This is a genomic window from Humibacter ginsengisoli, assembly GCF_054780095.1.
Map to the genome: position 1 here is coordinate 1 of NZ_BAAGWZ010000003.1, position 13902 is coordinate 13902.

The 13902-nt window shown below is 66.2% G+C and carries 13 protein-coding genes; 10 read left to right on the forward strand and 3 right to left on the reverse strand.

The window, feature by feature from the left end:
* The first annotated feature begins 356 nt into the window (after positions 1-356).
* From ACYVI5_RS04730 to ACYVI5_RS04770, 9 genes are all read left to right on the forward strand, one after another.
* The gene (locus ACYVI5_RS04730; protein WP_460529263.1) at positions 357-1115 is read left to right on the forward strand and encodes a YebC/PmpR family DNA-binding transcriptional regulator; all 759 of its coding nucleotides are present in this window, start codon (positions 357-359) and stop codon (positions 1113-1115) included.
* Between the two features lie 25 nt (positions 1116-1140).
* Positions 1141-1767, forward strand: a complete 627-nt coding sequence (gene ruvC / locus ACYVI5_RS04735) for a crossover junction endodeoxyribonuclease RuvC (protein WP_460579222.1) — start codon at positions 1141-1143, stop codon at positions 1765-1767.
* 47 nt (positions 1768-1814) lie between these two features.
* On the forward strand, positions 1815-2432 hold the full coding sequence (gene ruvA / locus ACYVI5_RS04740) for a Holliday junction branch migration protein RuvA (protein ID WP_460529257.1): 618 nt from the start codon (positions 1815-1817) through the stop codon (positions 2430-2432).
* On the forward strand, positions 2429-3466 hold the full coding sequence (ruvB, locus tag ACYVI5_RS04745) for a Holliday junction branch migration DNA helicase RuvB (protein ID WP_460529253.1): 1038 nt from the start codon (positions 2429-2431) through the stop codon (positions 3464-3466). Before ruvA ends, ruvB begins: the two co-directional genes overlap by 4 nt.
* A gap of 76 nt (positions 3467-3542) precedes the next feature.
* The gene (gene yajC, locus ACYVI5_RS04750) at positions 3543-3947 is read left to right on the forward strand and encodes a preprotein translocase subunit YajC (protein ID WP_460579223.1); all 405 of its coding nucleotides are present in this window, start codon (positions 3543-3545) and stop codon (positions 3945-3947) included.
* Between the two features lie 59 nt (positions 3948-4006).
* Positions 4007-5746 carry a preprotein translocase subunit SecD gene (secD, locus tag ACYVI5_RS04755; protein ID WP_460529247.1) on the forward strand — a complete coding sequence of 580 codons (1740 nt, stop codon included), beginning with the start codon at positions 4007-4009 and terminating at the stop codon, positions 5744-5746.
* The gene (secF, locus tag ACYVI5_RS04760; RefSeq protein WP_460579224.1) at positions 5746-6768 is read left to right on the forward strand and encodes a protein translocase subunit SecF; all 1023 of its coding nucleotides are present in this window, start codon (positions 5746-5748) and stop codon (positions 6766-6768) included. Before secD ends, secF begins: the two co-directional genes overlap by 1 nt.
* A complete protein-coding gene (locus ACYVI5_RS04765) occupies positions 6765-7106 on the forward strand; it encodes a rhodanese-like domain-containing protein (protein WP_460579225.1) in 342 nt (113 codons plus the stop codon). Before secF ends, ACYVI5_RS04765 begins: the two co-directional genes overlap by 4 nt.
* 76 nt (positions 7107-7182) lie before the next feature.
* Positions 7183-9438: a RelA/SpoT family protein gene (locus tag ACYVI5_RS04770; protein WP_460579226.1), complete on the forward strand. Its 2256-nt coding sequence runs from the start codon at positions 7183-7185 to the stop codon at positions 9436-9438.
* On the opposite strand, the gene ACYVI5_RS04775 is transcribed toward ACYVI5_RS04770, so the two are convergent.
* From ACYVI5_RS04775 to ACYVI5_RS04785, 3 genes are all read right to left on the reverse strand, one after another.
* On the reverse strand, positions 9408-9983 hold the full coding sequence (locus tag ACYVI5_RS04775; RefSeq protein WP_460579227.1) for a type IV toxin-antitoxin system AbiEi family antitoxin: 576 nt from the start codon (positions 9981-9983) through the stop codon (positions 9408-9410). The genes ACYVI5_RS04770 and ACYVI5_RS04775 overlap by 31 nt on opposite strands.
* A 124-nt stretch (positions 9984-10107) precedes the next feature.
* The gene (locus ACYVI5_RS04780) at positions 10108-11337 is read right to left on the reverse strand and encodes a DUF349 domain-containing protein (protein ID WP_460579228.1); all 1230 of its coding nucleotides are present in this window, start codon (positions 11335-11337) and stop codon (positions 10108-10110) included.
* Between the two features lie 99 nt (positions 11338-11436).
* Complete coding sequence (locus tag ACYVI5_RS04785) at positions 11437-12249, reverse strand: peptidylprolyl isomerase (RefSeq protein ID WP_460579229.1); 813 nt, start codon at positions 12247-12249, stop codon at positions 11437-11439.
* A 235-nt stretch (positions 12250-12484) separates the two neighbouring features.
* On the opposite strand from ACYVI5_RS04785, the gene ACYVI5_RS04790 reads away from it, so the two are divergent.
* Positions 12485-13864 carry a replication-associated recombination protein A gene (locus ACYVI5_RS04790; RefSeq protein WP_460529226.1) on the forward strand — a complete coding sequence of 460 codons (1380 nt, stop codon included), beginning with the start codon at positions 12485-12487 and terminating at the stop codon, positions 13862-13864.
* Positions 13865-13902: the final 38 nt, after the last annotated feature.

Below are 13902 nucleotides of genomic sequence, written 5' to 3' on the forward strand. Positions count from 1 at the left end.
ACCGCGGCATAATCAAACAGCTGACCTCGCGCGGTGTTGAGAAACTCCACCACTCAGAGGGACGTCACCCCAGCATCCGCCCACACCCCGCAAGAAACAAGAGGCAACCACCCGCAGAGACTTTCCCCACCCACAGCGCCCGCCTGCGGCGCCCTACCGCTCAGTCGCCTCTATCGCAGCTGCGCGACTCAAAGGCTCCATCGGCTCGGTCGAGCGAGCGAGCTCGCTCAGTCGCCTCTATCGCAGCTGCGCGACTCAAAGGCTCCATCGGCTCGGTCGAGCGAGCGAGCTCGCTCAACTCTCGCCTCAGTCGCCTCTAGAATGGATCGGATCTTTCACGAAACGTCAGGAGCATTGTGTCCGGGCATTCCAAGTGGGCCACGACGAAGCACAAGAAGGCTGTCATCGACGCACGCCGTGCCAAGTCGTTCGCCAAGCTCATCAAGAACATCGAGGTGGCCGCCAAGATCGGCGGCGCCGACCTCTCCGGCAACCCGACGCTGGTCGACGCTGTGCAGAAGGCGAAGAAGACCTCGGTGCCCAACGACAACATCGACCGGGCCATCAAGCGCGGCGCCGGCCTGACCGGCGAGAGCATCGACTACGCGACGATCATGTATGAGGGGTACGGCCCGAACGGCGTCGCGCTGCTCATCGAGTGCCTCACCGACAACAAGAACCGGGCGGCGGCCGACGTGCGCACTGCGATGACCCGCAACGGCGGAACGATGGCCGATCCGGGATCGGTCTCGTACAACTTCCACCGCAAGGGCGTAATCGTCGTTCCCGCAGAGGGCACGACGGAAGACGACGTGCTGACCGCTGTGCTCGATGCGGGCGCCGAAGAGGTCACCCCGCAGGGCGACGGCTTCGAGGTGCTGACCGAGGCCAGCGACCTCGTCGCGACGCGAACTGCGTTGCAAGATGCCGGAATCGACTACGACTCCGCCGATGTCGAGTTCGTGCCGCAGGTGAAAGTCGAGGTCGACGTCGAGACCGCGCGCAAGGTGTTCCGGTTGATCGACGCGCTCGAGGACTCCGACGACGTGCAGAACGTCTACACCAACCTCGACCTCAGCCCCGAGGTTCAGGCAGAACTCGAAGACGACGAGTAGAGCGACGAGGCCTGCAAGCGATCGGATGCGGGGAGACGCGGTGCGGGTTCTCGGGATCGATCCAGGATTGACTCGCTGCGGGGTCGGCGTCGTGGACGTCGCACCGGACAGGCGGGCGACGCTCGTCGCAGTCACGGTCATCCGTACAGCACCGGATGCCCCGCTCGAGCGGCGGCTTCTGACGATCGGCGACGGCATCGCCGCCCTCATGGACCAGCATCGGCCGGATGCGATCGCGATCGAGCGCGTCTTCGCTCAGCACAACGTGCGCACGGTGATGGGCGTGGCGCAGATCAGTGGCGTCGCGCTGCACGCAGCGGCTTCACGCGGGCTGCCAGTCGGTCTGCACACGCCGACCGAAGTGAAGGCGGCGATCACCGGTTACGGCACGGCGGAGAAGCGCCAGGTGCAGAACATGGTCGCCAAGGTTCTCGGACTCGAGCAGATTCCGAAACCGGCGGATGCGGCGGATGCCCTCGCGATAGCCATCTGCCATGCCTGGCGCGCACCCTTCGTCGCGCCGGATGCCGGCTCGTCCACCCTGACGCCCGCCCAGCAGGCGTGGCGTGCCGCGGAGAAGTCGTCGGGACGGTCAGCGGCCCACAATATCGCGGCTGACGCCGCTCACAGACTCAATCGGCTCGGACGTTGAGGGCCAGCCCTCAACGTCCGAGACTCAATCGCCCATAGGCTTGCGAGGTGATCTCCTCCCTTCGCGGAACCGTGCTGCAGGCATCCGACGGCGTCGTCGTCATCGACGTCGGGGGAGTGGGATACGCCGTTCAGGTCACGCCCGATCACGCCAGAAGCTTGCGGATCGGCGAGGAGGCCACGGTGTACACCTCGATGGTCGTGCGCCAGGAGTCCGTCGCCCTGTTCGGCTTTCCCGCCAGGGAGCACCTCGGCGTGTTCGAGTCGCTGATCGGCGTTTCCGGAGTGGGCCCCAAGTCGGCGCTCGGCGTGCTCGCCGCGCTGTCGCCTGACGAGATCGCACTGGCCGTCGCATCTGACGATGACGGCGCGTTCCGCAAGGTGAGCGGCATCGGGCCGAAGACCGCGAAGCTCATCGTCGTCTCGCTCACCGGCAAGCTGTTCGCTCCGGCGAAGCCCGTGCAGACCGTCGCTCAGATACCGCGTTCGGATGTCTCCGACAGCGTTGTGATCGCGCTCGTCGGACTCGGCTGGGCCGAGAAGACCGCCACCGAGGTGGTCCGTGAACTGGTCGACGAGCATCCCGAGCCGGAGCGCGATACGGTGCAGTCGCTGCTGCGACTCGCGCTGTCGCGGCTCGGTCCCACCGCGAGGCAGCAAGCATGAGCGACGATCTCACGGCTCCCGAGGCGCAGTCAGAGGCAGAGCTCGCGTTCGAAGGGGCGCTGCGTCCCAAGTCGCTGGCAGAGTTCGTCGGCCAGTCCAAGGTGCGCGGGCAGCTGCAGCTCCTGCTCACCGCCGCCCGTATGCAGGAGCGCACGCCCGACCACATCCTGCTGGCCGGGCCGCCCGGCCTCGGGAAGACGACGCTCGCGATGATCGTCGCCCACGAGAGCGGCCGCACACTGCGCATGTCGAGCGGTCCGGCCATCCAGCATGCCGGGGATCTCGCCGCGTTGCTGTCGTCGCTCGTGCCCGGCGAGGTGCTGTTCATCGACGAGATCCATCGCATGGCGCGTTCGGCCGAGGAGATGCTGTACCTCGCCATGGAAGACTTCCGCATCGACATCATGGTCGGAAAGGGTGCCGGGGCGACCTCGATCCCGCTCGACCTCGCGCCGTTCACGCTCGTCGGCGCGACCACCCGGTCCGGGCTGCTGCCGAACCCGCTTCGCGACCGCTTCGGATTCACCGCTCATCTCGAGTTCTATGACGACGCCGAACTGGAACGCGTTCTCGATCGGGCCGCCGTGCTCCTCGATTTCGAGATCGACAGGGATGCCATCGCCGAGATCGCAGGCCGCTGCCGGGGCACGCCCCGCATCGCCAACCGCCTCCTGCGCCGCGTGCGCGACTACGCGCTTGTGCACGGCGAGCGGGCGGACCGCAAGGCGGTGCGTGCGGCGCTGGAGCTCTACGATGTCGACGAACTCGGCCTGGACCGCATCGACCGCGCCGTCATGCAGGCCATCCTGATGCGTTTCGACGGAGGCCCGGTCGGCCTGAACACGCTCGCCGTCTCGGTCGGGGAAGAAGCGGACACCATCGAATCTGTGGTGGAGCCGTTCCTCGTGCGCATCGGACTGATCACCCGCACACCGCGTGGCCGGGTAGCAACGCCGGCGGCATGGGACCACCTGGGAATACCGAGGAAGTCCACTGCCGGCGCGCAGCAAGCCCTCTTCACCGATGACCTATAATCCTTAGTTAGCCTGCAGCCCCCATGCCAATGAGGTGGTTGTTCCCATTGCCCCCTCATTTCCGGAAGGTTCCACGTTGGATCAGAACATCCTGACCATAGTCATGGTCGTCATCTTGGCGGCCCTCATTTTCTTCATGTTCCGCAGCAGCCGCAAGCGCCAGAAGACACAGGCGGAGCTTCAGAAGCAGGTCGTTCCCGGAGCCACGGTCATGACGAACTTCGGTGTCTTCGGCACGATCGTGTCCATCGACGAGGAGCACAACAAGGTCGAGCTCGAGACGAGCCCGGGCCACATCCTCACCGTGCACCGTCAGACCATCGGCCGAGTCGAGACGACGCCCGAGACTGCGGAGGAGACGCCGGCAGACGCCGTCGAGACCGAGACCACGGTCGGTGACGAGAAGCCGCAGTTCGGGGAGCGGATCGAAGATGTCGACACCGCGTCGAAGACGGCTGACTCCAAGAAGACCGACGAATAGTCCCTCCTTCCGTGCGCGGTCGATGATGGCCGCCGCACGAGCATAGAAAGAGTTCCTCCGTGGCAAAGTCGTCTCCGGTCAAGAGTGCCTCGCGGTCGCTGATCTGGCTCGGCGTCATCGTCGTCGTGCTGGGACTCGTGCTCGGCGGCGGCGTGCTGTTCTCCACCGCCACCTGGCTGCCGAAGCTCGGTCTCGACCTCGAGGGCGGAACCGAGATCATCCTGACGCCACAGCTCGAGGGCGGTCAGACGATCAGCAACGACGAACTCAACCAGGCCGTCTCGATCATCCGCGAGCGTGTCGATGCCGCGGGCGTCTCCGAGGCGCAGGTCAGCACGCAGGGCAGCGACAACATCGTGGTGTCCATTCCCGGCACCCCGGACCAGGCGACTCTGAACCGCATCAAGTCCTCGTCGAAGATGGAGTTGCGCCCGGTGCTACTCACCGGAGCGCCCACGAACACGTTCGTGGGGTCGAACGGCAAGAGCACGCCGTACCCGTCGCCGGCTCCCACTCTGCAGTCGACACCGACCGCGAAGCCCACGAACGGCAGCGACACGGCCTGGATCACGCCGGCGCTGCAGGCGCAGTACAACGCCTTCTCCTGTTCGTCGCTGAAGAACAGCACCACGAACGTGGCGCCCGCCGACAAGCCGCTCATCACGTGCGACGACAACCTCACGGCGAAGTACCTGCTCGGACCGGTCGAGGTGCAAGGCTCCGAGATCACGAACGCGACGGCGGGTCTTGCCACCGACTCCAGCGGCAACTCGACCGGGCAGTGGGTCGTCAACCTCACGTTCAACGGCCAGGGCACCAAGGACTTCGGAACCGTGAGCACCCGGCTGTACGGGTACTACAGCAAGGACTCCAGCGACCCCCGCGCGCGCTTCGCGTTCGTGCTCGACGGCAAGGTTCTCGAGGCACCCGCCATGCAGGGCGCGATCACCAACGGTCAGGCACAGATCAGTGGAAGCTTCAACCAGTCCTCGGCGCAGACGCTGGCCGACCAACTGAAGTTCGGCGCCCTGCCCGTCAGCTTCAAGGTGCAGAGCTCGGACACCATCTCGGCGACGCTGGGGTCCGCACAGCTGCTCAGCGGTCTGATCGCCGGAGCGATCGGCCTGATCCTCGTGGTGATCTACACGCTCTTCCAGTACCGGTTGCTCGGACTCGTGACGATCACCTCGCTCGTGGTGGCCGCGTTGCTCACCTATCTCGTGATCACGATCCTGTCGTGGCGCATCGACTATCGTCTTTCGCTCGCCGGCGTCGCGGGTCTGATCGTCGCGATCGGCTTCACTGCCGACTCGTTCATCGTGTACTTCGAGCGAATACGTGACGAGTTGCGCGACGGGCGAAGTCTCGAATCCGCTGTCGAAGCGGGTTGGAAGAGAGCCCGCCGCACGATCTACGCATCGAAGTCCACGAACCTGCTTGCAGCCATCGTCCTGTATGTGCTCGCGGTGGGCAATGTGCAGGGCTTCGCGTTCACTCTCGGTGTGACGACGGTGCTTGACGTGCTGATCGTCATCATGTTCACGCACCCGACCCTTCAACTCCTGGCACGCACGCGGTTCTTCGCCAGCGGCAACAAGTGGTCCGGCCTTGATCCGGATGCGCTCGGCGCCGTCTACCGAGGGGCAGCACAGTTCCGCACCTCGACGGCCGTTAGCGAGACGAAGCGCGCGGCCAGCAGCCGCGAGGCTGCGAGACGCCAGACGATCGCGGAGCGCAAGCAGGCCGAACTCGTCGCCGCGGGCGGCAGCAAGACCGAGAAGGACGAGAAGGAGTCCTGATGGCCGCCACACGCTTCCAGAAGTTCGGAAACGACCTCTACACCGGTGCGCGTTCGATCGACTTCGTCGGCAAACGCAAGATCTGGTACATCATCGCCGCCGTGCTCATCGTCGTGTCTGTGATCATCCCGATCGCCAAGGGCGGATTCAACTTCGGCATCGACTTCCGGGGCGGCTCGCAGTTCACCGTCTCCGACGTCAAGACGACCGATCAGTCCCTGGCCGAGAAGTCCGTGCATGACGTCAAACCCAACGCCGTCGTGCAGGTCAGCGTGACCAACGGCACCGGCGGTCAGGGCATCCGAGTGCAGACCGACCAGCTGACCACCGACCAGACGAAGGCGGTCGCCGCCAACCTGGGATCTGCGTACGGAGTGCAGCAGAACAACGTGGCGTCCACCTACATCGGCCCGAGCTGGGGAGCGGATGTCTCGAGGCAGGCGATCCAGGGATTGGTCGTCTTCCTGTTGCTCGCGTTCATCGCGATGGCCCTCTACTTCCGAACGTGGAAGATGTCGGCGGCAGCCATCCTCTCGTTGTTCCACGACCTGATCATCACCGCGGGAATCTATGCGCTGGTCGGGTTCGAGATCACGCCCGCCACGATGATCGGCTTCCTCACGATCCTCGGCTACTCCCTGTACGACACGGTGGTGGTGTTCGACAAGATCCGTGAGAACACCAGGCAGGACAAGGACGCGGTGAAGCACACGTTCGCCGAGTCGGTGAACCTCGCCGTGAACCAGACCCTCGTGCGCTCCATCAATACCGCCGTCGTCGCAGCGCTCCCGGTGGGCGCGATCCTCTTCATCGGCGCATTCGTTCTCGGAGCCGACACGTTGCGCGACATCTCGCTCGCGCTCTTCATCGGCATCCTGATCGGCACCTACTCGACCATCTTCATCGCCGCCCCGCTCTATGCGGACTTCCGTCGCGGCGAGAAGGAGATCGTCAAGCACGACCGCAAGGTCCTGGCGGCCAGGGCGAAATCGCCGGTGACCGAGGTGGTCCCCGCCAAGTGACGCACGAGCCAGGGGAGTCGGTCACGGCAGGCGAGGCGATCGCGCTCGTCGCATCCGGCGAGCTGTGGCTCCTCGACGTGCGCGAGGACTTCGAGTGGAGCTCGGGCCACGCCCCGATGGCGCATCACATCCCGCTCGGCGAGCTGGGCCCGCGGCAGGGCGAACTGCCAGACGACACCAAGATCGCCGTGATCTGCCACGTCGGACAGCGCTCCCGCATGGTCACCGACGCCCTGGTCGAGGCAGAATACGCCGCCGTGGACATCGCGGGCGGGATGGTGGCGTGGCAGGCATCCGGCGGCGATGTCGTGGGCGCCGAGGCCGAGCGGGAGCGGTAGCCGCCGTGCGCTGTGGGCGGACCCGCCGACGAGGTCGGCACCGAGTCGCGATAATGAGATTCGGGAGGGGATGCTGATGGTCGATACGACAACCCAGCAGACCGCTTCCCTGCGCCGTCTCGTGCCCCGGATCTTCTCCAGGGCGCAGCAGCCAGCCGGTGCGGTCGACACGCTGTTGAAGACCGTGCGGCTGCACCACCCGAAGGCCGACCTGGCCCTGATAGAGCGTGCATACACCGTGGCGGAGCGTGCGCACTCCGGGCAGACGCGACAGAGCGGCGAGCCGTACATCACACATCCTGTCGCGGTAGCCCAGATTCTGGCCGACCTCGGCATCGGGTCGAAGGCGATCGCAGCAGCGTTGCTGCACGACACCGTCGAAGACACCGATTACGCACTCGACGAGCTGCGTGCCGACTTCGGCGACGAGATCGGGATGCTCGTCGACGGCGTCACCAAGCTGGACAAGGTCAAGTACGGCGAGAGTGCCCAGGCCGAGACGGTGCGCAAGATGATCGTGGCGATGTCGAAAGACATCCGCGTGCTCATCATCAAGCTGGCCGACCGCCTGCACAATGCGCGCACCTGGGGCTTTGTGCCGCCGGCCACGGCGACCCGCAAAGCGACCGAGACCCTGGAGATCTACGCTCCGCTCGCACACCGGCTCGGCATCCAGGCGATCAAGTGGGAGCTCGAGGACCTCTCGTTCGCGGTGCTGTACCCGAAGCTGTACGTGGAGATCGAGAATCTCGTCAAGCAGCGTTCCCCCGAGCGGGAACGCGTCGTGCAGCAGGTGACGGATTCCATCAACGACGACCTGAAGTCCGCCAAGATCCGCGGCAAGGTCGTCGGGAGGCCGAAACAGTACTACTCGATCTACCAGAAGATGGTGGTTCGCGGACGCGAGTTCGACGAGATCTACGACCTCGTCGGCATCCGTGTCATCGTCAACTCGGTGCGCGACTGCTATGCCGTTCTCGGGCAGATCCACGCGAGGTGGACGCCGATGCCCGGTCGGTTCAAGGACTACGTCGCCACGCCGAAGTTCAACCTCTACCAGTCGCTGCACACCACCGTCATCGGTCCGGAGGGCCGTGCGGTCGAGATCCAGATCCGCACCGAGGAGATGCACCAGCGCGCAGAGTTCGGTGTGGCGGCGCATTGGAAGTACAAGGAACGGGTCGCCGGGGGCAAGTCCGACGACATCGGCAAGGTCGACACCGACATGGCGTGGCTCGCGCACATCTCCGACTGGCAGGCCGAGACCGCGGATCCGAGCGAGTTCCTCGACTCGCTCCGATTCGAGATCGGTGCCAAGGAGGTCTACGTCTTCACCCCGAAGGGCAGGGTGATCGGGCTCCCCTCCGGCGCAACCCCGGTGGACTTCGCCTACGCCGTGCACACCGAGGTGGGGCATCGCACCATGGGTGCCAAGGTGAACGGCCGCCTCGTGCCGTTGGAGTCGCCGCTGTCGACCGGAGATGTGGTCGAGGTGTTCACCTCGAAGAACCCCGACTCCGGCCCGAGCCAGGACTGGCTCAACTTCGTGAAGAGCCCGCGGGCGCGCAACAAGATCCGCCAGTGGTTCACGAAGGAGCGCCGCGACGAGGCGATCGAGCAGGGCAAGGATGCCATCGCCCGTGCCATGCGCAAGCAGAATCTCCCGCTGCAGCGGCTGATGACGCAGGACTCGCTCGGCGAGGTCGCCGCGCAGATGAAGTACGACGACGTCTCCGCCCTGTACGCCGCCATCGGTGAGGGACATGTCAGCACGCAATCCGTGCTGGAGAAGGTGGTCGCGTCGCTGCAGTCCGAGACGGAGAGCGACGTCACCGAGCTGCCGCCGCCAGCCCGGGTCCGTGGGCGCAGGCTGCGCAACAGCGATTCCGGCGTGCTGGTGCGTGGCGCCCCGGACATCCTGGTCAAACTGGCCAAGTGCTGCACGCCGGTGCCTGGCGACCCGATCGTCGGCTTCATCACCCGCGGCTCCGGGGTGAGCGTGCACCAAGCGGACTGCCACAACGTGCAGGAGCTGATGCGCGAACCGGATCGCATGATCGATGTCGAGTGGGCGCCCTCGTCGAAGAGCGTCTTCCTCGTGCAGATCCAGGTGGAGGCGCTCGACCGGGCAGGGCTGCTCTCGGACGTGACGAGAGTCCTCTCCGAGCACCACGTGAACATCCTCTCGGCAACGGTGTCGACCTCCAGCGATCGTCTGGCGCTGAGCCGGTTCGTCTTCGAGATGGGCGACACCACCCACCTGGACCGTGTGCTCAACGCGGTGCGCAGGATCGACGCGGTCTACGACGTATATCGCGTCAGTGCGGGCTGAGAGTCCGAGACGTCCCACTCCTCGAGTCGGCGCAGGGCACGGCCCTTGCCCGGCAGATTCGGCGTGCCGGAGATCCGTCGAGCACATTCGCGCGCGAGCTCTGGGTGGCGGCCGAGGATGCTCCGTGCGGCGCCCACGACATCCTCGCGCTCCACGAACGCCAGATCGTGAAGGATGCGCGCAGGCACCGTGACCCGAAGCCCCGCGATCTCCATCGTGTCTCCCGGTTCGTGCGTCATCTCGCGGAGCACGAAACGCGGCGACGGCGGGAACTTGAGGCGATCCGATCGCGGCACGCACATCGTGTGGATCGACGGCACGACGGGCAACAGCCCGTGCACCCACAGCGCACTGTCGAGCTCTGCGATCATCCGCGTTCCAGCGACGCTCCGTAACGCTCTCGCTCGCAACCACGCGGTCTCGACCTCGTCGACGGGAGAGAACCGTTCGTCGATCGTGAACAGTTCGCCGTCGAGCCTGGCGGCATGCAGTTCTGCCAGAGGCAGTGCTCCGGGGGAGAGTACCGATGCCATCGAGTGCGCCATGTTCCCATCGTCGCGCTACGCCGGCATCCGCCGCCTCCCGAAGGCGCGCATCGGTGGAGAAGAGGAGTCGTCCGACGAACGGTGGAGAACTCGGTGAAGCGCTGGAGTCAGCCCAGCGCTCGACTCAGCGCAGCGCGGACAGCCACGCCTTCCGCGCGTCGAGCGCTTCCTGCGCCTGCTTGATCGCCCTGGAGTCGCCGGACGCTTTCGCCTCCTCGAGTTCCTCCTCGAGCTTCGCGATGGCATCCATCAACTGTGCGGCGAGCCCCTCGGAGCGCGCCTTCTTCTCCGGGTTGCTGCGCTCCCAGTGCTCGTCGTCGAGCTTGCGTACGGCCGTCTCGACCTTGCGCAAGCGGTCTTCGACCGACTTCACCTGGTCGCGCGGAACCTTGCCGATCGCATCCCATCGCGTCTGGATGGACAGCAGCGCGGAGCGCGCCGCCGTTCGATCGGTCGCCTTCAGCAGCGGCTCGGCCTCGGCCAGAAGCGCCAGTTTCTGCTCCAGGTTCTGCTGGTATTCCTCGTTCTCGACGGCGTCGGACTCCGCCTTCGCGGCGTAGAGAACGTCACCGGCCGCCTTGAACCTGGCCCAGAGCGCGTCGTCGTTCCGCTTGCCGGCGCGACCAGCACGTTTCCAGTCGTCGAGCAGCGAACGGTACTGCGGCACCCCATCCGCCCCCAGCGGCGCGAGCGCCTCGGCGCGTTCGATCAGCTCCGTCTTGCGCGCGCGAACGTCCCGATGCTGGGAGTCCAGCTCGGCGAAGAACGCCTTGCGGTTGCGCTCGAGCGTCGTGCGCGCCGCCCTGAACCGCTTCCACAGCTCGTTGGCGTCGTTCTTCGGAATCCGCGGGCCCTCGTGCTGGTGCTTCTGCCATGCCGAGAACAGCTCGTCGAGGCGTGCGCTCGCCTGCTTCCACTGCGTCTTCGCCGGGTCTTCCGCGGCCAGCGCTTCGACCTGCTCGACGATCGCCGTTCGCTCCGCGATCGCCTGCTCGACGGCGGCCTTCGCCTCGGCCGACTGCTGCTCGGAGAGTTCCTCGACGGTGCCGCCGAGCCTGGCGAGCCGTTCGTCGAGGGCCGCGAGGTCACCCACCGCGTTGGCGGCGGCGACTGCGCTGCGAAGCGTCGCGACGGCCTTCGCGACGTCGGCGGCGGGGGCGCCACGGCGCACCCGCTGCTCCAGCAGCCCGACCTGCCCCGAGAGATCGGCGTACTTGCGTTCGAAGTAGGCGAGCGCTTCGTCCGCCGTCGCATCCGGATACTCGCCGACGACACGTTCACCGTCCGCGGTGCGCACGTAGACCACACCGGCATCGTCGACACGACCCCACGGGTGCTGATCAGTAGTTGACACGAGCCTCACCTGTTCGAAGACGGCCGGGGGTGGCCGTCGTTGCTGCCTACAAAGCCTATTGCACCGCTGAAGGCGCACTCCTGAGTCGAAATCAGGCCGTTATTCGAGCGTGAAGGAATCGATCTTCGGGCTGACGACCGGCTTGCCGTCGTCGCCGCCTCCCTGCACGCCCTTGTCGGTGACGTCAGCCTTGAGCTGGTCGAGCCCGCTCGTGATCTTGCCGATCACGGAGTATCCACCGGCGCTGTCGTTCGGAATCGTCGTGTCGCCGTAGACGATGAAGAACTGGCTCCCGTTGCTGTACGCGTTGCCACTCTGCCGTGCCATCGCGATGGTGCCCGTGGGGTACTTGGCGTCGGAGGGCGCGTTCTCGATCGGGCCGAAGCTGTAGCCGGGACCGCCCGTGCCGTCGCCCTTCGGGTCGCCGCACTGCAGCACCTTGAAAGTCGCACCCGTAGTGAGACGGTGGCACACCGTGCCGTCGAAGAACTTCTTCTTCGTGAGCGAGATCATCGAAGACACGGCCTGCGGCGCCTTCGCCCCGTCGAGCGAGACGCCGAGCGGGATGCCGTTGATGGTGAGCGTCCCAGTCCAGGTGCGGCCGTCGGCGATCGCCTTCGACGGCACATCGCCCTCGTTCTTCCCCGTCGCGGCGGGCGTCGGGGTCGCCGTAGACGACGCGGATGCCTTCGGCGATGCGACGTGCTTGCCCGGTCCCGCCGCGAAGTAGGTGAGCTGCAGCACGACCGCTAACGCGAGCACGACGACCACGACGCTTCCCGCGATGATGTTGTCGCGCACGCGCCGCTTCTTGGTGTGCTCGTGCACTGCCTGACGTGCCTGATACGCGCGAAGGCGTTCGCGCGCCTGGCGCGCTTCACGGTCGTTCTGCCTCTTCGGGGACACGGGCATCCTCCACTTCGGCGCGTCGGCGGCGCCGAGTCAGGGTGTTCGGGGGCCGCGACGGCCCGGGACCGAGGCCGGGCCGATCCCAGAAACGAACTCTATCGCGACTGCGTCGCTCAAAGGCTCACTCGGTTCGGCCATGCAAGCAAGCTTGCGCGGCACTCACCTCAATCGCCTCTATCGCGACTGCGTCGCTCAAAGGCTGCCTCTTTCGTCAGACGTACCTTCTATCCTTGAGCGCATGCCGAGCACACAGCAGGGGCTGCGCGCGGGCGCCACCCCGCTGGCCGTGCGGATGCGTCCTCGCCGGCTCGACGAGATCGCAGGACAGCGCCACCTCCTCACTCCCGGCTCTCCATTGGTCACCCTGGCAGGTGACACGACGGGGGAGCGCGGCTCGGTCTCGGTCATCCTGTGGGGACCGCCGGGTACGGGCAAGACCACGCTCGCCCAGGTCATCGCCCACTCCTCCGGACGCCGGTTCGTCGAGCTGTCGGCCGTCACCGCCGGGGTGCGCGACGTGCGTGCCGTGATGGAGGAGGCCCAGTCCAACCGTGACCTCTACGGGGTGTCGACGGTGCTCTTCCTCGACGAGATCCATCGCTTCACGAAGGCGCAACAGGATGCCCTCCTGCCCGGCGTCGAGAACGGCTGGGTCATCCTCGTCGCGGCAACGACGGAGAACCCGTCATTCTCGGTGATCTCTCCTCTTCTGTCCCGGTCCCTGCTGCTCACGCTCGAGCCGCTGTCCGACGACGACCTCGGGACGCTCGTCGACCGTGCAGTCAGCGACGAGCGCGGGTTGAAGGACGCCGTCATCGTGGACGCCGAGGCTCGCGCCACGCTGATCCGGCTCGCTTCGGGCGACGCACGGCGTGCGCTGACCGCGCTGGAGGCGGCCGCCAACTCGGCCGTCGACAACGCACGGGGCAGCGAGGACGCGGAACGAGCCGAGGAGGAACAGACCGGGGAGAGCCCGGCGAAACCGGTTGTGACGGCTGAGCTCGTGGCATCCGCTGTCGACAGGGCGCTGCTGCGCTACGACCGGAACGGCGACGAGCACTACGACGTGATCAGCGCATTCATCAAGTCGGTGCGCGGTTCGGATGTGGACGCGGCTCTGCACTACCTGGCCCGCATGATCGAGGCGGGGGAGGATCCACGGTTCATCGCACGGCGCATCATCGTTCTGGCCTCCGAAGACATCGGGATGGCCGACCCCGCAGCGCTGGGTGTCGCGGTGGCCGCGGCCGACGCCGTGCAATACATCGGAATGCCCGAGGGACGCATTCCACTGGCGCAGGCCGTCGTTCATCTCGCCACAGCACCGAAATCGAATGCGGCCTACATGGCGCTGGACGCCGCGATCGCGGATGTTCGCGCAGGCAAGATCGGTCGTGTTCCGAAGCCGCTGCGCGACGCGCACTACCCCGGCGCAAAGCGGCTCGGTCACGGCAAGGGCTACCTGTACCCGCACGACGACGAGCTCGGCGTCGTGCGCCAGCAGTACCTGCCGGACGCGTTGAAGGATTCCATCTACTACACGCCAACCGAGCACGGCAACGAACGGGACATCGCCGCGAGACTCGCGAAGCTTCGGCGCATCACGAAGGGCAAGTGACGTCCAGATAGGGCTCTGCTACCATTGACGGGCCGAGA

Excerpts from the sequence above, each read along its gene's own strand:
- secF (WP_460579224.1), top strand. The coding sequence starts at position 5,746 with ATGGCCGCCACACGCTTCCAGAAGTTCGGAAACGACCTCTACACCGGT.
- ACYVI5_RS04790 (WP_460529226.1), top strand. The coding sequence starts at position 12,485 with ATGCCGAGCACACAGCAGGGGCTGCGCGCGGGCGCCACCCCGCTGGCC.
- ACYVI5_RS04770 (WP_460579226.1), top strand. The coding sequence starts at position 7,183 with ATGGTCGATACGACAACCCAGCAGACCGCTTCCCTGCGCCGTCTCGTG.
- ACYVI5_RS04785 (WP_460579229.1), bottom strand. The coding sequence starts at position 12,249 with ATGCCCGTGTCCCCGAAGAGGCAGAACGACCGTGAAGCGCGCCAGGCG.
- ruvC (WP_460579222.1), top strand. The coding sequence starts at position 1,141 with ATGCGGGGAGACGCGGTGCGGGTTCTCGGGATCGATCCAGGATTGACT.
- ACYVI5_RS04775 (WP_460579227.1), bottom strand. The coding sequence starts at position 9,983 with ATGGCGCACTCGATGGCATCGGTACTCTCCCCCGGAGCACTGCCTCTG.
- ruvB (WP_460529253.1), top strand. The coding sequence starts at position 2,429 with ATGAGCGACGATCTCACGGCTCCCGAGGCGCAGTCAGAGGCAGAGCTC.